Source organism: Acetobacterium wieringae (assembly GCF_001766835.1).
GTDB classification, from domain to species: Bacteria; Bacillota; Clostridia; order Eubacteriales; family Eubacteriaceae; genus Acetobacterium; species Acetobacterium wieringae.
Genome location: NZ_LKEU01000041.1, coordinates 1 through 18,587, shown reverse-complemented (window position 1 = coordinate 18,587; position 18,587 = coordinate 1). Strand labels below are relative to the sequence as shown.

Genomic DNA, 18,587 nt, shown 5'->3' with positions numbered 1-18,587 from the left:
AGCAGTTCCAGTAGAAATGGAAGGGCCAGCTGAAACCCGGAGTGGCAGAAAGAAGGCAGGATACTCACGGTCTTACCGCAATGAATACAGTAATGGCGTTGTACCGGAATGGAGAAGACATCCTCATACCAGATCACATGCCGGTGATAGACACCATGAAGATGGAGCCGCCTGCGCGAATAACAATGAGGACAGCTATCGATGCGAACTTTTTTAGCGGTGTAGAATTCGGTGATATAATCCAGTGGGTGGTCAGAAAAGTGTTCCAGATGAACCATGGTTTGTGCTTCCTTAAAGTGCTTAATGATTAATCATTATACCATAGTTGAAAAGCTCGGTTTAGCCGAAATAATTTGATTAAATCAAGACTGTTTTGACACTTATAATTTGACAATTAACAAGACAATGGGAATGATATCCTGGCCGTTAAAGAGTTGCTTGGACATAGTTCGATTGAGGAAACGAAACTCTATCTCGGGTTGGATCGTGACCTGTATCATCGTTATTCAAAAGCCCTCAATGATTTCGTCAAAGTGAATAAGGGATAAGCTTTTTTTATTTTTTTAGATTCGAATGTTTAATAAATGATTGCATAAACATTGGGAGATTTATTATTGCTTATTATAGTAAGTAGAGAATTGAAAAAGCGAATGTGTGATTCACTAAGAAAATAAAACATTCAAAGTAAAATATCAAAAATAAGTGTAATCTGGTTATATTAATTTCATTTATTGCAATTGACTAAATTTAAATGTATAATGAATAAAATTTAAAATGGAGAGTGAGTAATATGGCAGCAATAAATGAAATTGAAAAACCGTGTGAAAATGAGAAAAAAAAGAAGACTTGTTTCATTATTACGCCAGTAGGAGGAAATGATTCGGAAATAAGAAGACATGCGAAAGGTGTTATTGAAGAAGTTATAATACCTGTTTTAGAATCATGTGGTTTTGAGAAACCAGTTCCGATCTACGAAAATTGTATTTCTGGTTCACTTGTAAAAACAATTGTAAGAAGTATATATGAAGCTGATCTTGTTATTGCAAATTTGACTCAACAGAATCCTAATGTAATGTATGAAGTGGCGTTGAGACACTCAGTTGCAAAACCAATAATTCATATATCGAGTGAGGTAGAAAATCTTCCTTTTGATATAAACTCTTACAATACTATTGATTATAGGGACGATATGTTAGGTGCAAATGTTTTAAAAGAAAAACTTAAGAACTCGATTGATGCAATTAATTTTGAAAACCCCGTTATCAGTAATCCAATTATTGATAATATTGCAGAAAGAGTTATTAAGGATATACCTAAAGAAGAAGTTGAATATATAAAGGTTTTTGAGGAATTAGCGAATTCTGTTCAATTTCTTAATAGGAAAATTGATAGCTTAGCAAAAAACAACGATGATAGATATGAAGCTAATTTAAAGAACTCAAGTATGTCCGAATTTTTAACTATAAGATTTAATGATATTCGCAATTTTGATATTGATTATTTTCAAAACAGAATAAAAGATATTTGCCCAGTTAAGACGAATGTTGGGGTAAATGTAAAAAGAAATATTATAACGGTAAAATATCCTGCAGCAATGTCCCATCAACATTTAAATCAAGTCGTCATAAGTATATTGGATGAGATGGAGACTAATGATTACGAAATATTAGGAAAGTATTTACTTTGATAATGGCATCTTAGGGTGTCTTTTTTATTAATTAAAATAATAAACACCTATTATGGATAGATTGAATTAAAATTAAGTACTAATAATTAAAATGTGATCTTATTTAAAAAATTTAATAAGTATATGGTCAATGATATGCCTATAAAGAAATACTGCAGTTATACAGGATGCCGGGTGCTGCTGGATGAAGATGTGAAGTACTGTGACAGACATCAGAAGCAGACCCGAGATCACAAAGCTTCACGAGACCGTGAGTACAAACGGAACAGGTCTGATCATAAAGAGCAGGACTTCTATCGAGGGCAAGCATGGTTGAATGCCAGGGATGGTTCCATGTCCTATTACTTTGGCATTGATATCTTTGAATATTATACAACCGGTTTGATCGTTGAAGCTGCTACGGTTCACCATATCATGCCAATTAAAGAAGAATGGTCTAAAAGGTATGATACAAACAATCTTATTCCTCTGACAGAAAAAAGCCATCAATATGTTCACAATGAGTATAGAAAGGGCAATAAAAAACAAATGCAGGATATTTTATTTGAAATGAAAATTCAATTTTTCATGGACTTCAGGGTGGGGGTACAAAAAACTTTTTAACCCCTTTGACGGTCGCGATGTCTAAAATGGGAGGAACGAAAATGTAAAATTTTAGGGTAAGGGGGGGTCTGAGTGAAGAAAACTGCACCGGTATGGATGAATGATCAGGCAAAAAAAGAATGGCGCAGGGTGATAAAGCTGATTATTGAAGAAGAAAAAGAGCTCGAAGAAAAAGATTTTAAGACGCTGGAAACCTACTGTGTCAATTATGCGAAATGGCTTAAGTGTGAGGAAATTCTGGATCATCAAGGTTTAACATTTGAAACTCCAAACGGATATGTGCAACAACGGCCGGAAGTTTCAATTGGAAATAAAGCCCAGGAGCGATTATTGGCAGCAGCTAAAGAACTTGGTCTCACCCCTGCAGCAAGAGCCCGAATGAATCGCAATAAAATCTATGAAAAAGAAGAAGAGTTCGATACTGAACTTGAAGATATGATCAGCGATGGCACTTAAAAAATGGATTGTCGATAAAATTGAAGATCTCAAATTAAAATGGAATGATGAAGAATATTTTTTCGATGAAGAAGAAGCCGAAAAGATCTGGCGGTTTATCGGAAAATTGAAGAACGATAAAGGAACATCATCCCGGTTTGAAATTATCGGGTTTCAATTTGAAATCATTACCGAGATCCTGTGTGTGAAAGACCGGGAATGCCGAAGAAGAAAACACCGGGAAGTCCATATAAATATGGCCAGGAAAAATGGAAAATCATTTATCATTGCCATCATCATTACTTATTTATTCTTTTGCCAACCTAAGATCAGGGGGGCAATTTTTATTTTAACCGCAAACGACGTAAAGCAGGCCGGAGAATTATTTGACACGGTCTGTTATTTTATTGAGACTAACAGAACCCTCCGGAAGCATTGCCATTTCGTGAAATCGAAACGGCTTGTGATCCGGAATAAAACCAGAAATAAATTGATGGTGCTGTCCAGTGATGCATCCGGGGCCGATTCCTATTCTGATTATGTGGCCTGTCTGGATGAGATCCATGAAAGCAAGGATGACATGATGTATGGGAAGCTGGGAACCGGCCAGGGGGCCTGGAATGATCCGCTGCTCATTACCATCACCACGGCCAGTTCCGGAGAGGATGAAAAGAATCTGGAACAGCAGCTCTACACTCGATGTAAAAAAATAGAGATGGAAGGGCTTAATGATCCAACCTTTTATTACCGGATCTATGAAGCCGACAAAGGGTGCGATATTGAGGATCAGCGCCAATGGGAAAAGGCAAACCCCGGGATTGATGTTTTCCGGAGCCGGAAAGATATTGAGGTTATGGCAAAAAAAGCCAAACTGATGCCGTTGCAGGAAAACATGTTCCGGAGAATGTTTTTAATCCAGCATGTGGCCCTTGATGGAGAAAAGGGAGCCATCAACATGGATCTCTGGGATAACTGCACAAAAGAAATAGAATTCGACTCTTTAAAAGGATTATCCTGCTGGAATGGACTTGACTTATCATCAAAATACGATGTGACCGCCTTTATTCAGGTGTTCTATGATGAGCTGATGGATAAATTTATTATCTGGCCACACTTGTTTACACCGAAAGATACGGTGATGAAACGGGAAGAAGAGGAGAAAATCCCATACTCTAAGTGGATCAAGCAGGGTGATCTGATTGCGTTGCCAGGGAAATATATCAATTTTGAACTATTGATGGACTATGTTTATGAGCTGGAAAAAGACTTTGAGTTTAAAGAATCCGGTTTTGACCGCTGGGGCTCTCCGACGATATTAAATCGCCTGGAAGAAAAATGGGACATCGTGCCCATGGGCCAGGGCATGCAGACCATGACACCGATTATTAATGATTTTGAATGCATGCTCATCGATGAGAGGATGATTATTGCCGATAATGAATGTTTTCGATTTATGGCCAAAAACTGTGTTGCGGTTTTTGATGATGCCATGAACGTGAAGTATTCCAAAAAGAAAAGCCGGTTTAAGATTGATGGGATTGTCGGAATGCTGATGGGGTTATGCCTGGCCATTGATGCTAATAAGATTAATCACTATGATATGCTGGGAGCCCTGGACAAACTGGAAAGGATGTGAGGAAGTTTAAAAAGATTATTGTTGCCGAATTACTGATTGTTTTGGCCGGTTTGATTTTTATAGGAACAACGTTTGTAATCAATGCCTATGCAGGCTGTTATCTGCTGGGTGTTTTTTTATTGCTGTACGGAATCAGCATGGTATGGAAGGGAGGGGGTGACTAAATGTGATCACTAAATTCTTTGAAAAAAGAGAAACAGCCAGCTATTCCGATGTGGAGCTGGCAATGTTGAAAGCCTTTGGTATTGATGCGGATGGTTACCAAACCGAAGAGGCGTTAAAAGAAGCGACCTATTTTACCTGTATCAAACTGCTAAGTGAATCGGTGGCAAAGGTGCCATTGTACCTGGTCAAAGAGACAGAAGTTGGGAATGTCAGGCAAAATAAGGAAAAGCTGTTTCAGATTTTGTCATTACGGCCAAATCCGTACATGACAGCCATCGACTTTTGGCGGGCGCTGGAAATAAACCGGCACCATCTTGGCCATGGATGTGCCTTTATCGAAAAAGACAGGCAGGGAAATATCATCAATCTATGGCCAATTGAGCTTAAGAATTTAACCATTGATAATGCCGGTCTGATTTCATCCCGGATGAAAAACAAAGTGCTGGTCACTTATACCGAGATCGGGAACAATACGGAGCAATACTGTCTGTATGAGGATATTATCCACCTCAAATCATTTTCGAGCAACGGCATAAACAGCCGGGCGAACCGGGAAATGATGCAGAAAACAATCGACACCGCCAGTAAAAGCCAGAAATATTTGAATGATCTGTATAAAAACGGTTTGACCAACAAGGCCATTGTGCAGCTGACATCTGATAACAAGGAAGAAAAGTTTCTCAGAACCGTTCAGGAAAAGTTTGACCGGCTCTATTCAAACACCGGGCGTATTTTTACGGTACCGGCCGGGTATAATGTCAGCACCATGAATTTAACCCTGGCCGATGCCCAATTTGAACAGATCCGACGGATGTCAATCAGTCAGATTGCTTCCAGTTTTGGAATTAAAATGTTTCAGCTCAATGATCTGAAGGATACCAATAATAACAGCCTGGAACAGCAGCAGCTATCTTTTTTAGTGGATACGCTGCTTATTTTATTTGAATCCATTGAGCAGGAAGCAGACTGGAAGCTTTTAAGAGAAGATCAGCGGTCATCCGGGCAGAAATGCCGGTTTAATACCAGTGTGATGCTCCGGACAACGGCGCAAACCCAGGCCGATATCCTGACAAAATATGTAACCGCTGGTATTTATACCCCCAATGAAGCACGGCTCATGACCCAGATGATGGCAAAAGATGGCGCTGATGAGCTGGTGGTGAATTCCGGGGTGATGAAATTAAAAGACCTTGGCAAAGATATTGCCGGAAAGGGGGTGAAATAATGCCAGAGAAAAAACAGACCATGGAACAGAGAACCACCAATGGCATTGAGATTCGGGCAAAGAGTGGTGAAGGTGAAGATCAGAAAACCATCGGTGGTTATGCCCTTCGGTATAATCAACCAACCCGGATTATTGACTGGTGGGGTGATGAATTTCTGGAAGAGTTTGCCCGGGGCGCTTTTGATGAGTCAATCCAGCAGAGGACTGTTAAAGCGTTGTGGAATCATGATACGTCTAGTCCGCTAGGATCAACCAAAAGCGGAACCCTTCGATTTAATGACGATGCCGAGGGGCTCAATTATGATGTCGATCTTCCCGGGAATACCTGGGGAACCGATGCCTATGAATCTGTGATGCGGGGCGATGTGGATGGATCGAGTTTTGGATTTTTTACCAAAGAGGAAAAATGGAGTGTTGTGGATTATGAAGGAAAGAAAATTGATAAACGCACCATTACCCGGGCAGAGCTGATTGAAGTCAGTCCCTGTACCTTCCCGGCATATGAAAGCAGTGAAATCAAAGTTAGAAGCTTTGAAGCGCTTAAAGAAGAGAAGAACAAGCCAGATCAGAAAAATATCGAAATGGAGCGGTTCAGAACCGAAATTTTAATGAATTTATAGGAGTATGAAAGAATGAAAGATCAATTACTAAAAATGTTGAATGCAAAAAAAGAAATGCGTCAGGCATTAGGGAAAAAAGCGGAAACGGCTGAAACAGCAGAGGAATTACGAGGGATTAACAGCCAGATTTCGGCATTGGCCAATGAAATTGAAACCATTGAGGATTTAATCAAGGTTGCCGATGAACGGGAAAAAGAGCTGCAGAACCGGGAAAAACATGTGCTGCTATCCCAGGGAAAACAGGAAGACCGGGATCAGAAAGAATATCGTGCCATTGCCAAGATTCTGACTAAGGCGGACATGACACCCGAGGAAAGAGCCCTGGTCACGGTGGCCGATAATGAAGCAATTTTACCGGAAGGGTTTGTTAATCAGCTGCAGCTCCTGAGAAAAGGATTCCCGTCATTAAAACCATATTGCCACATCATTCCGGTAACCAACCACACCGGGAAAATGCCATTTGCGACGATTGGTACAAATAAATTATCAAAACTGGTATCCGGTCAAGCGATTCCGGAAGCATCAAAGGCGACTCAAAGCATTGATTATTCGGTGGATGATTACGGGAAAATTATCCCAGTTGAAAACAGCCTGACAGAAGATGAAGTGGTGGGACTCATTCAAAATGTCATTACCCCGGAGTTTGCCGAAGCGTCGGTATTAACAGAGAATGATGAAATCCTGGCTGTCATTAAAGCCAATGCGACTGATATTACCACTGCAGCAAGCTACGAAGATATTGAGGGTGCCATTAACGGCGTACTTCCTTCACTTCGTTATGGTATTGTAACCATCACCAATCTGACCGGATATGTCTATTTAAAAGGCGTAAAAGATAATGAGGGCAGAAGCCTGGAACTGGTAAAAACGCTGTCGAATGGGACAGAAGTATTCAACGGAAAACCATTGATTGTGCTGGATGATGCCGATGTGGCACCAACAACCCCAGGGGAGTTAATTTTCTATGTGGTCAATATGTGGGCATTGGTCAAGTTTTTTGACCGTAAAGCCTATGCCATCAGTTCTTCGGAGCATGCGTTGTTCGGTTATAATCAAACCGCTATCCGGGTGCTGGAACGTTTTGATGTGGCCAAACTGGATGACCGGGCCTGCAAAAAACTGGAATTTGCAAAGCCAGCTTAAGCGTGAGGGGATAATGAATGGATTTAGCAAGCGGAAAGATAAGTCTCCAGGAGGTTAAAGATTACCTCCGGATTGATTACGATGACGATGATGATTATATCAGTGATCTGATTGATGTATCTGATTTTTACATTGATAAAGCGGTAGGATCATCTTATAAAAGTTTCCCGGCCTATGAAAAAATCGGGATTCTGGTACAAAAGAAAATCATTAAGGATATGTATGATGAACGATCAACAACCGTTTCAGAACAGACAAGGCAGTCAACCATTGTAACCACGATCTTTGAACATTTGGAGAGTGCACAATGGGAAACGTAAAAATTAAAATTATGAAGGAAGTGGATGGAGGACGTGTCAACGGGCGACCGGTTGATGCGCCTCCTGTTTTATTTCGGGAATGCTGGGCAGAGCCGATCAGCTTAAAAGGTGCTGAACTTTATAACAGCATCAATGCAAAATTGACCAATACCATTATTTTTAAGGTTCGCTATTGTAAAAAAATGGAAGATCTCTGGAATTTCAAGGGCTTTCATGTGATTTTCAAAGAGAGCAAATACCGGATCTATGACATTGACTTCACCAGGAACGACAAAAAATTTATAGAGATCAGATGTGAGGCGGTGAAATAATGGCAAGCAGTATTTATATGTCCTTTGAAGGACTTGAAGAAATAAAGAAAAAACTGTGGGAAGCATCATCAGAAGAATCACTCAAACAGATCAATCAGAAGATCATCAAAGCTGGGCAGGAACATGGGAAGTCAATCATTGCCAGGAAAATGCCGAAATCGGACAATCTGGAAAAGTCAGGGCCCAAAAGAGGTGGATTCAGAACTGTTCCGGGGCAACATTCGATTGATGCGATTCCGGTGGATGGCTTGAAATCGTCCAATGATCAGGTATTTGGATTTATTGGTTGGCGACCAGCCAATAATGACGAAAACTTTTATGCAAAATTCTTTGAAGAAGGCGTGGATCAGCACTTTGCCGAAAAAAATCATGAGCGCCCGGTACCAAGTGTAAGGAAATTAGGCTTATTTGGAAAGGCAAGTAAAGAAGTAGCTTCTTTTATAAGTGAAATGGGATTGGTTGAATACCAGAAAAAGCTGGAGGAGGTGTTTGGCAGTGATCATCAGTGATTTAGTCTATGAAGCGCTTCAAAGCCTGGATAACGTCTATCAGAGCACATATTTGAAGGATTTGGATGTAACCTATGTGGTATTTAATGAGGTAGCTGAGTATCCGGAGTTTTATTCAGATGGATCTGTGGAAGGTACCGGACATGATCTGGAGCTCCATATATTGGGGAAGATTGAAACAGACGCGCACCGTTATAAAGACGAAATAAAAAGCAATCTGATTTCCGCCGGCTTTGACTGGAAGGGAAATGTTAATGAATTCATTCAGGAAATTGAATATTTTCACATACAATTAAATTTTTATTATTTGGAGGAAAATGAAGAACTATGAAATCACGATCAAGATTTTTATACAACGTTCATGTTGCAGAAGTGACGAAAAACGATGATTCGACCTATACGGTTGGAACGCCGGTATTTGTATCCGGAGCTATTAAAGGGAAAGTAACCGATAATTATGCTAGTGAAGATTTGTATTCGAATAACATGCTGGAAGAGGTTATCAATGATTATACCAGTACAGAAATGAACTTTGAGTTCAATGCGCTTTCGCCATCAGAACAGGCGTTACTGTTTGGCCACATCAACAAAGAGGGATATCTGATTAAAACGGCCCAGGATGAGTCTAAAGAAGTGGCTTTTGGGTTTGCTTCAGAACGTACCGGCGGGAAAATGGAATTGACCTGGTATTACTGTGGAAAATTCTCCAATTCCGAAGGTGACGAATACGAAACCAAAGGAGAAAAAACGCCGACAAAGACAAAATCCATCAAAGGTAAATTTTACCAGCGGCGTAAACCAACAGTCATTGATGGGAAAAGCAAGAATCTAATCAGTACAACGGTCAGTGAGGAGGCATTAACCGTAACCGATACAAATGCACTGGCCGCCTTGGATGACTGGTTTACAGCAGTTCAGGAACCAACCTTTGCGGTTTAAGGTGATTACTGATGAATGTTACATTAATTATTAATGATAAAGAGTATGTCCTGAAAAAGCTGTCACCGAAAAAATACAAACGATTTAGAGATATGCTTGGTAAAGTTGGTGACATGGATCTTTTCGGGGCTAATAACTATACCGATGAGGCGCTGGATGAGGTATTCATGGTGGTCTCCAATTTATTCAATGGGGAATTGTCGGTTGAGGAGATTGATGAAAATGCAGATATCACCGATCTGATTGCTTTTGTCCGTGAAGTTCAGTTTGACATTGAAAAAGGAGCTGCTGATCGGATCAACAAAATGTATCAGGATTTTTTTCAAAAAAGCGCCGAAGCTTTAGCGCAAAAAATCTCAAACAATTCATAGAAGAAAAAAGAATACCAGAATTTTATAAAGAGAGAACCGCCATTGATGTGATTATAAATGAGCGGTTCTTTTATTATTGTCTGAAAAATTTAAAAGAAAAGCAGGATGAATTGGGAGAATTCATTGGTGCCGAAAAAGAATACAGCCCCATGAAGCAGGCCCTGAAAGAAAAAGGGCTCATTAAAGAGGCTGATCACAAAGAAGAACTGATTTATGAGATCTACCAGGTTGTTTATTTTGCTGTTGAGCAATTAAACTGCTCTTTTTTTGAGGCATGGAATGGGGATTACATTGACATCTATGAAGCATTGATTTTCAAAATTAAAAACGGAGGTGATGACTAATGGCAAGCGCAACCCTGAGAGTTGGAGCTGATATTTCGGAATTTCAAAAAGCCACCAGGCAAATGAATGAAGAAATGAAGACACTGGATTCAGCAATGAAAGCTTCAGCTTCTGCAGCAGAATTGGCAGATGATAAGTTAAAAGGGCTCAAAGATCAGCAGTCATTGCTGGCCGAAAAAGTGAAAATTGCTTCTGATGCGGTTCAGAATCAAAAGAATTATATTGATACTCTGGCAGAAAAACAGGAAAAACTTAAAACTAGACAATCAGAGCTGATAACAAAAATTGCTGAATCAACCGAAAAATGGGAAGCAGCAAAATCCCAGTATGGAAAAAATAGTGATGAAGCCAAAAAACTGGCTGATGAGCTTGCAAAGCTGGAGAAACAGCAGAAAAACAATGATAATGCCATTGATTCAAACATCGGTAAAATCAATGTTGCAAATAGAAAGCTTTCAGATAATGAAACGCAGCTGAACAAAACGGAAAAAGCCCTTAAGGATGTTTCCAAAGAAATCAATTCGTTCAAATTAAATGAATTTTCAAACAAGCTCGATACTGCAGGAACCAAGATGCGGGATATCGGCGGGATGCTCTCTTTAGGTGTTACTGCACCAATTGTTGCAGCTGGAACGGCCATGGTAAAGCTGGCATCTGACTACAATGAGTCATTCAATAAGGTTAGTGTGGCCTTTGGGGATAATGCTTCCGAAGTTATTGGATGGTCAGAAACGACACTGGGTCAATTTGGTATTGCAAGCGGTTCGGCGCTTGATATGGCAGCGTTATTTGGTGACATGGGAACCGCAATGGGATTGTCAACCGGTGAAGCATCAAAAATGTCAATGAGTTTGACCGGACTAGCAGGGGATCTGGCCAGCTTTAAAAATATCGGAATTGATCAGGCTCAGGATGCGTTAAAGGGTGTTTTCACCGGAGAGGGTGAAGCATTAAAAACACTTGGTATTGTCATGCAGGATTCAACACTCGAAGCCTATGCACTTGCAAATGGATACAGCAAAACCTATGATGAAATGTCTCAGGCTGAAAAAGTGGCTTTACGCTATGCATTTGTGATGGATGCTACAAAAAACAGTCAGGGAGATTTTGCAAGAACGTCTGATGGCACAGCAAACAGTTTGCGAACCTTTCAGGAGGCAATGAAAGAACTGGGCGCTGAATTTGGTCAGAATATTCTGCCAGTCTTAACACCTTTCATTCAAAAATTGACAGAAATGGCAAAGGGATTTGGAGATTTGCCACCACAAGCACAGCAAGCGATTGTGGGGATTGGTGGTATTGCTGCAGCTATTGGACCATTGCTGATGGTGTTTGGTGGAATGGCAGGAGGTTTATCAAATATTCTGGGATTGCTGGGTTCATCTGGCTTAATGGGTGGAATGAGTGGCGCAGCCGGAGCGACCGGGGGATTGTCAGCCGCATTTACCGCATTAACCGGACCGGTAGGTATTGCGGTGGCAGCCATCGCAGCCATTGGCGCTGTAATTGCCGGAGCCTGGCAGAATTCAGAAGTATTTCGAAATTCCGTGGGATCAGCATTTGAATCAGTAAAAACGACCATACAGGATGCCTTTGCCAGGATCAGTGAAGCAATGGGCCCGGCTTTAGCATCATTCCAGGGATTTTCAGCCGATTTATCACCGATTCTACAGCAAATTGGGGACTTCCTGGGAAATAATATTGTTCCGATTGTTAAAAGCTTTTTTGAAAACTTCATCAATGGCTTTGCGAATGTGATTGTAGCCATTGCGCCATTTATCGAAGGGTTAGGAAATTTACTGGCCTTTATCGGTAATTTTGTTGGAGCTGTCTTTTCCCTGTTTAATGGAGATTGGGCATCGGCCTGGACATTTGCTCAGGCTATGGGCCAAAGTTTTGTTGATTTTCTGGGGAATGCACTGTCAGGAATGCAGAACATGTTTTTTCTGGTATTTGGCAATCTGATTACTAAAATTCAGGAAACATGGACAAATATTCAAACATCCACAACCGAAGCATGGAATGCGGTCACAGCGTTTTTAAAAGAATCATGTGATGCTATTTATAACAATACCATTGGAAAAATAACTGAAACGGCCAAGGGCGTTGCTGATAAATGGCAGGAAACAAAGATTGATTCACAGCAGAAGTGGAATGACATAAAGCAGGATCTAGCCACCAAGTGGAATGAAATATATGCCAATGTGACAGAAAAAGTAAAAGCAACCACCATGGATGTCGCTCAAAAATGGGAAGAAGCGAAACTTGATGCGGATATGAAGTGGAGTGATATCAGAGAAAATCTAAGAACTAAGGTTGGTGAAATTTATGAGAATACCATTGGAAAAGCTCAAAACATCCTGGAAGATCTGGCGTTAAAATGGGAAAAAATCAGATCTGATGCCGGAACAAAATGGGATGAGATAAAGCAGCGTATTTCTAGTGCGGTTTCAGGATTGCCGGATGAACTCAAAGCGATTGCAATGGGAATGATCAATAAAATGGTGGAAGGGATTACCGAAACTGCAAGTAATGTTTACGATGCGGTTACGGGACTGGTAAACCAGGTTATTACCAAATTTAAAGAAGGGTTCGGAATCAATTCACCGTCAAAAGTATTAAAAGAAATCGGTCAATTTATGGTCCAGGGCTTGATCAATGGCTTATCTGGAGATAACTTGATGGCTTTTGTCAATAATATTGTTGATCAGATCAAAACCGCATTTTCTAATGGTGCACTTAATGTCGGTAATATTATGGCTACGCTTGGCAGTTCCGCAATGGATTTCCTGTCAAAGCTTGGAATAAACATGGGTGGATTAGGCTTTAGTGCTGCGGGTTTAAACGGAAAAGTTTGGGGTTCGCCAACTGGATCAAGTGTTTTTAATGAAAATTTTGCCTGGGATGAGGACTTCGGGGATCGGGCTGGATCAGTAGGGAGCCAGTATCATGAAGGTTTAGACTTTAATGATACAGTCGGAGAAGGATCACCGCTTTATGCAATTCAAAATGGTATGGTTTCATCTGCTGGATATAATGGCGGATATGGAAATCAGGTCATCATTGATTTTGGTAATGGAATTGCAGCATCTTATTCCCATTTGGATAGTATCGGGGTTGAAGCAGGGCAAAGTGTGGTAATGGGTCAATACATTGGTTCAGTGGGAAACACGGGGGCATCCTATGGGGCCCATCTGCATTTCGGTTTATTAATCAATGGTGAATATGTTGATCCAATGATGCTATGGTCAGGGGCAAGTTATGATGTTGGTTCCAGATATGTTCCAGAAGATATGATTGCCAAGATCCACAAAGGAGAAGCGATTATTCCGGCCAAAGAAAACCCGTATGCAAATAGTGGTGGGCCTGTCTTGCCACAATCAAAAATTGAGTTTACTCAGAATAATTATAGTCCCAAAGAACTGAGCCCGTCTGAATCAGCACGATATGCCAAACGTGGGCTTCAGGAATTGGGATTGATGATGGGGTAAAGGAGTTGAGATAACTGAAAACACTGAAATATAGAAACAGCCTGGGAGAAGAGGTGATTTTTACAAACGCTGCTCCTTTTTGGTTAAAAGATTTTTCGCAGAATACAGGAGTCGTGAATTATACCAATAAAGGCTCCGGACAGGATGGAAATACTTTTTTAGGAAATACGCTTGATGATAGTGATATTACCTTAAAATTGTCCATCAGAGGCAGCGAAAAGAGCGAATTTGAACAACTCAAAGCAAAATTAAGAAGAGTTTTTAATCCAAAGTTTGGTAAAGGGTCACTTATTCATAATAATGGGGAAAAAGACTTGGAAATAATGTGCGTACCGGCAAAAGTTCCGTTCATAGTCAATAAGAGCGATCGGAGAGGTGAATGTATTATTTCTTTGGTGGCAAATAGTCCGTACTGGATGGATATGAACCAGACAAAAGAAGAAATTGCCATGTGGGTTGGCGACTTTGAATTTGATTTTTTTAACGGTCTGCAGATCCCAGAAGAGGGAATCATCATGGGCCACCGGGAACTCAGTCTGATTGTTAATTGTCCCAACGATGGCGACGGTGAAGCTGGTATGATCATTGAATTCCGGGCTTTAGCCACGCTCACAAATCCGTCGCTCCGGAACGTCAACACTCAAGAGTATGTCAAAATTAATAAAACCATGGTCGCCGGAGAGATCATCCGGGTAAATACGCATTTCGCTGAAGAGGATGTCGAAATGGAATTAGACGGGGTGACAACGAACGCATTTAATTACATCGATGAAGACATGACCTTCCTGAAGCTTTACCAGGGCGACAACCTATTTCGGTATGATGCAGAAACCGGCCTGGATAACCTGGTCGTAAATATCTACCAGCAAAATAAATATCTGGGGGTGTAGTATGGATCTTTATGTAACAGACAGAAGCTTTAATAAACTGGGTACCATCAACAACCGGACATCGCTCCGGTGGGTGCGCCGGTACCGGAAAACCGGAGAGTTTGAAATCCATTGTCCGGCGACCACACAGAACATAGAAAAGCTGCAGCGAGGTAATGTCATCATCAAGCCCGGTGATCCAGAAGCCGGTTTTATCTCATACCGCAATTTACAGGAAGACAATGAAGGAAAAGAGCTGCTTGTTGTTAAAGGGCAGTTTTTAACTGGATACATGAATCGGCGGATCATCTGGGGGATAGAAATCATAAATGGTCTGGTGGAAGTGGCCATGCGGACGCTGGTCACAAAAAACACCATCAGCCCCACGAATACCGACAGAATCATTGCCGGGTTATCCCTGGGGGCGCTGATGAACTATACCGAAACAGCCAATTACCAGACATCTTATGCAAATTTGACAGACGAACTTGAAAATCTGAGCAACCTGTCAGATATTGGGTTTCGTGTTCGATACGACGGATCTACAAAATCCATGGTGTTTGAAACTTATAAAGGACTGGATCGGACCGCCGGGCAGAGCGTTAATCCCCGGTGCATTTTCAGCAAAGATTATAACAACGTGGAAAAACAGGAGTTTACCGAAAGCGACGGTAATTACCGGAATGTTTGCCTGGTGGGTGGAATTGGAGAAGGAACAGACAGAAAATTTACAACTGTTGGCAGCGCAGCCGGTCTGGATCGGTACGAAGTGTTTTCAGATCAGAAGAGCCTGAGCAATGTTGTGAATAGCGTAACGCTGACCGATGCAGAATACCAGGCGCTGCTTCAGGGCAAGGGAAGTGAAGTTCTCACCCAGAATAAAAAGATCTGTGTTTTTGACAGTTCCATTGATAAGAATGCGAACCGGAAATACAAAGAGGATTATGATCTGGGGGATATCGTGACAAACATCAATAAAAAATGGGGTGTCAAGCTAGATACCAGGATCGAGGAAGTGGAAGAGGTCTATGAGGATGGAAACGAAAAAATTAATGTGGTGTTTGGTGATGAAGCACCGACATTGATAGACAAGATAAAACAATTAAGAAAGGGGTGATCAAATGGCAGAATACAGCGGTTTTTTTCCGTCGTATAATGGCGACAGAAGGTATTTCACAAGTTTTTTTGCCGAGTATTTTTCAGATTTCATCAGCAACGGGATTTATCCCAATCCATCAACTCAGTGCCAGGTATTGGCCAATAACGACATGACAGTAACGCTAAAGCCTGGGAATGCCTATATCAATGGATATCGGTACAAAAATGATAGTGATAAAAGTTTAACCATTGAAACGGCGGACGGTGTTTTAAAACGGATTGACCGGATTGTATTGCGGTACACGGTGTTAGATCGGGAAATAAAATCGTATGTGAAAAAGGGGGCATTTGCCAGTACGCCAGTGGCTCCAAGTCTGCAGCGTGATGCAGATATGTGGGAGCTGGGTGTTGCGGATATTTATGTTTCAAATGGGGCTGTGAGTATTTCCCAGGCAAATATTACTGATTTAAGATTAAACAATAATTATTGTGGGATTGTGCATGGAGTGATAGATCAGGTTGACACTACTACAATTTTCAATCAATTTCAGGCGTGGTATTTGGAGAGGACGAACCAGGCAACAACGGATATTGCAACGATGCTTTCAGCTTTTCAAAGCAGTTTCAATGCTTGGTTTGCGAATATACAGGATATTCTGGATGAAAATACTGCGGGGAATTTACTTAATCTGATTAATGATCTGATTGCACGAATGACTGCAGCTGAAACAGCAATTGAAAATCATACAGCGGATATTGCGGCTCTCGATGCACGACTTGACCTTAAGGAACGGTTATTAACTTCGACTATTCCAACAAATGGATGGAGTGGGACTACACCTTATACAATTGCAATCACGGTACCGGGTTTGACTGACTCGCGGCCAGATATCAATCCGATTCTTTCAGCAACGCTGGCTACTGCTCGGTTGGAAAAAGAGGCATGGAATACAATCGGATATATTGATTGTACAGCCAACACGATGACGGTAACCTGTCTGGAAGAAATCCCGACAACAGCTATTAATGTAGAATTGGTAGGTGGATGATATGGGTAGAGCAAGATTAAACGGACAGAGTGGTGGGGCGAAAATAAATGGTATTATTAAAGAATACCTTGTCCAAGCCGGAAATACAATTTCAGCAGGTGATTTTGTTGAATTTCTTAGAAGTATATCACTTGGAACTGCGAATAACCCCCTTGGTAATTTTTCTGCCTATCAGATTAGGGCAGCTAAATTAACAGACACAGAAGTAATAATTTGCTACCGAAAGGGAAGCGATGGAGTTTGTTATGCATCAGTGTTAAATATTGCTGGAACAACAATAACTCAAATTATTACCCCTGTTAATATCAGTGGATCACAAATAGATTCCGAATTAAAACTTAAACGATTATCGGATACCACTGCTATTATTGCATACACTGTGAGCAGTAACACAGTTAAAACGCTAAAAATAGTTAGTTTTAACGGAGCTTCATTGAGCTTAGGAAGTGCCTATAATATTGGAGTTGCGCCGCTGGATATGATTGTTTTAAGTGGCTCAACATTATTGTTTACTTATTGTTGGGGTTCACAGTGTTTTGCTACGATATTGACATTTTCAGGGACAAGCATAACAGCAAGAGGAACGGACATAATGTTTTTTAATGGTTACTCAGCGTCAATATTTTTTAGACAGAGAGCTGACGGTACTATCGTTGTCGGATTCGATGCATCTAATTATATCGGATTTGCTGTGTTTACAATATCGGGAACTACGATAAGTGCTGGAAATGTAGTATTGACGCCTTATGTAGGCACATCAAATATTTATGTTTGGTTCGTATCCGACATACGCGCATGTGCACTGTATCTTGATAATACAAATCCAGCTTCAATCAAGTTTTACAATGTAAGTATTAATGGAAATACGATTACAATTGACACCACTTTTCGATTTTTAGGTAACTTTTCTGCATTTTACTTTGTCAGTATTACAAATCTGTCTAGCACAAAATCAATTATGACATTTGCAAGTGGTACAAACCCGTTTTATCACAATGTAATGGTTCTGAATCTTGTTGGAGAAAATATCATTCCAGAAACTCGTTATATCACTTACAGTCAAAACGTATGGGAAAGTCCTCCACCTGTATTTTTAGGGACAAAAAAAATGTTCAATATATACGGCGATGGAGGTTACTATATTGTGAGCAGAATTTTAAATATTTTAGAAAGTGTGAGAAAAAGCTCATTATCAGAGGGGATACAAGGCATTTCGAAAACAAAAGGTGGAGCAGGTGAGACGGTAAAAGTTTTCACTTTAACAGGAGGATTATGATGATAGTAATAACAGATAAAAAAAATGATTCGATCGCATATTTGGCGATTAAACATGATATTGTTGAAAATGGAATAAAAGTGCGAGCTGCCGATGGGTTTGAGTGCATTATTCCGGATAACGGGAGTTTTTTGTTGTTCGATATCGGGGTTGTACCAGAATATGTGAATCCAGGATATTACAAATATACTAAAGATGGAGGGTTTGTAAAAAATCAAGACTATGTACCTTTTATCCCATTGGAGGAAAAAGCAAAACAACTGGAAAATGAACTCCTGAACACAAAACTTGCCATGGTTGAACTGGTGGAACAGCAGCAAGCAGATAAACTAAACAATCAACTGGCGTTAGCCGAAGTCATTGAATCAATAGGTAATTGCGAAATGAAAAAGATTTAGAGCTCAGAGAATTCGGCGGTAAGAAACAGATAGACTTCATGAAGACGGAAGGGAAACGGAACGGCAAAGCAATCAATGTGTTGAAAAAGATGAGAAAA

General features: G+C 40.6%; 21 protein-coding genes and 1 pseudogene. 21 read left to right on the top strand and 1 reads right to left on the bottom strand.

Annotation, left to right across the window (positions count from 1 at the left end):
* Nucleotides 1-278 (bottom strand): annotated as a pseudogene (locus ACWI_RS18635) (transposase); the annotation flags it as partial.
* A gap of 512 nt (nt 279-790) precedes the next feature.
* Between ACWI_RS18635 and ACWI_RS15685 the strand changes: the two are divergent.
* From ACWI_RS15685 to ACWI_RS19095, 21 genes are all read left to right on the top strand, one after another.
* Nucleotides 791-1,687 carry a hypothetical protein gene (locus ACWI_RS15685; protein ID WP_070372392.1) on the top strand — a complete coding sequence of 299 codons (897 nt, stop codon included), beginning with the start codon at nt 791-793 and terminating at the stop codon, nt 1,685-1,687.
* A 174-nt stretch (nt 1,688-1,861) separates the two neighbouring features.
* Nucleotides 1,862-2,290 (top strand): HNH endonuclease, encoded by a 429-nt coding sequence (locus ACWI_RS15680; protein ID WP_084633753.1) that lies wholly within the window; start codon nt 1,862-1,864, stop codon nt 2,288-2,290.
* 72 nt (nt 2,291-2,362) lie between these two features.
* Nucleotides 2,363-2,746 (top strand): phage terminase small subunit P27 family, encoded by a 384-nt coding sequence (locus ACWI_RS15675; protein ID WP_084633752.1) that lies wholly within the window; start codon nt 2,363-2,365, stop codon nt 2,744-2,746.
* Nucleotides 2,736-4,361, top strand: a complete 1,626-nt coding sequence (locus ACWI_RS15670; protein ID WP_070372391.1) for a terminase large subunit — start codon at nt 2,736-2,738, stop codon at nt 4,359-4,361. The genes ACWI_RS15675 and ACWI_RS15670 overlap by 11 nt, the downstream gene beginning before the upstream one ends.
* Nucleotides 4,358-4,525, top strand: coding sequence for a hypothetical protein (locus tag ACWI_RS19100; protein ID WP_175440964.1), 168 nt, complete (start codon nt 4,358-4,360; stop codon nt 4,523-4,525). The genes ACWI_RS15670 and ACWI_RS19100 overlap by 4 nt, the downstream gene beginning before the upstream one ends.
* Before the next feature lie 2 nt (nt 4,526-4,527).
* A complete protein-coding gene (locus tag ACWI_RS15665; protein WP_070372390.1) occupies nt 4,528-5,751 on the top strand; it encodes a phage portal protein in 1,224 nt (407 codons plus the stop codon).
* On the top strand, nt 5,751-6,371 hold the full coding sequence (locus ACWI_RS15660) for an HK97 family phage prohead protease (RefSeq protein ID WP_070372389.1): 621 nt from the start codon (nt 5,751-5,753) through the stop codon (nt 6,369-6,371). The genes ACWI_RS15665 and ACWI_RS15660 overlap by 1 nt, the downstream gene beginning before the upstream one ends.
* A gap of 12 nt (nt 6,372-6,383) precedes the next feature.
* On the top strand, nt 6,384-7,514 hold the full coding sequence (locus ACWI_RS15655; RefSeq protein ID WP_070372388.1) for a phage major capsid protein: 1,131 nt from the start codon (nt 6,384-6,386) through the stop codon (nt 7,512-7,514).
* A 17-nt stretch (nt 7,515-7,531) separates the two neighbouring features.
* Complete coding sequence (locus ACWI_RS15650) at nt 7,532-7,834, top strand: head-tail connector protein (protein WP_242871635.1); 303 nt, start codon at nt 7,532-7,534, stop codon at nt 7,832-7,834.
* On the top strand, nt 7,822-8,145 hold the full coding sequence (locus ACWI_RS15645) for a phage head closure protein (protein ID WP_070372387.1): 324 nt from the start codon (nt 7,822-7,824) through the stop codon (nt 8,143-8,145). The genes ACWI_RS15650 and ACWI_RS15645 overlap by 13 nt, the downstream gene beginning before the upstream one ends.
* On the top strand, nt 8,145-8,654 hold the full coding sequence (locus ACWI_RS15640) for a hypothetical protein (protein ID WP_070372386.1): 510 nt from the start codon (nt 8,145-8,147) through the stop codon (nt 8,652-8,654). Before ACWI_RS15645 ends, ACWI_RS15640 begins: the two co-directional genes overlap by 1 nt.
* Entirely contained in the window at nt 8,641-8,985 is a 345-nt protein-coding gene (locus tag ACWI_RS15635; protein ID WP_070372385.1) for a hypothetical protein, read from the top strand. The genes ACWI_RS15640 and ACWI_RS15635 overlap by 14 nt, the downstream gene beginning before the upstream one ends.
* A complete protein-coding gene (locus ACWI_RS15630; RefSeq protein ID WP_070372384.1) occupies nt 8,982-9,593 on the top strand; it encodes a major tail protein in 612 nt (203 codons plus the stop codon). The genes ACWI_RS15635 and ACWI_RS15630 overlap by 4 nt, the downstream gene beginning before the upstream one ends.
* Nucleotides 9,594-9,604: 11 nt before the next feature.
* Nucleotides 9,605-9,964: a hypothetical protein gene (locus ACWI_RS15625; protein ID WP_070372383.1), complete on the top strand. Its 360-nt coding sequence runs from the start codon at nt 9,605-9,607 to the stop codon at nt 9,962-9,964.
* A gap of 110 nt (nt 9,965-10,074) precedes the next feature.
* Nucleotides 10,075-10,308, top strand: coding sequence for a hypothetical protein (locus ACWI_RS15620; protein ID WP_139142394.1), 234 nt, complete (start codon nt 10,075-10,077; stop codon nt 10,306-10,308).
* Nucleotides 10,308-13,799 carry a phage tail tape measure protein gene (locus ACWI_RS15615; protein ID WP_070372381.1) on the top strand — a complete coding sequence of 1,164 codons (3,492 nt, stop codon included), beginning with the start codon at nt 10,308-10,310 and terminating at the stop codon, nt 13,797-13,799. The genes ACWI_RS15620 and ACWI_RS15615 overlap by 1 nt, the downstream gene beginning before the upstream one ends.
* 53 nt (nt 13,800-13,852) lie before the next feature.
* Nucleotides 13,853-14,689 (top strand): phage tail family protein, encoded by an 837-nt coding sequence (locus ACWI_RS15610; RefSeq protein ID WP_242871634.1) that lies wholly within the window; start codon nt 13,853-13,855, stop codon nt 14,687-14,689.
* Nucleotide 14,690: 1 nt separating this feature from the next.
* A complete protein-coding gene (locus ACWI_RS15605; protein WP_070372379.1) occupies nt 14,691-15,785 on the top strand; it encodes a siphovirus ReqiPepy6 Gp37-like family protein in 1,095 nt (364 codons plus the stop codon).
* Between the two features lie 4 nt (nt 15,786-15,789).
* Nucleotides 15,790-16,815, top strand: coding sequence for a hypothetical protein (locus ACWI_RS15600; protein WP_070372378.1), 1,026 nt, complete (start codon nt 15,790-15,792; stop codon nt 16,813-16,815).
* A 1-nt stretch (nt 16,816) separates the two neighbouring features.
* Nucleotides 16,817-18,091 carry a hypothetical protein gene (locus ACWI_RS15595; protein ID WP_070372377.1) on the top strand — a complete coding sequence of 425 codons (1,275 nt, stop codon included), beginning with the start codon at nt 16,817-16,819 and terminating at the stop codon, nt 18,089-18,091.
* Entirely contained in the window at nt 18,088-18,489 is a 402-nt protein-coding gene (locus ACWI_RS19095; protein WP_175440963.1) for a hypothetical protein, read from the top strand. Before ACWI_RS15595 ends, ACWI_RS19095 begins: the two co-directional genes overlap by 4 nt.
* The last annotated feature ends 98 nt before the right edge of the window (nt 18,490-18,587 follow it).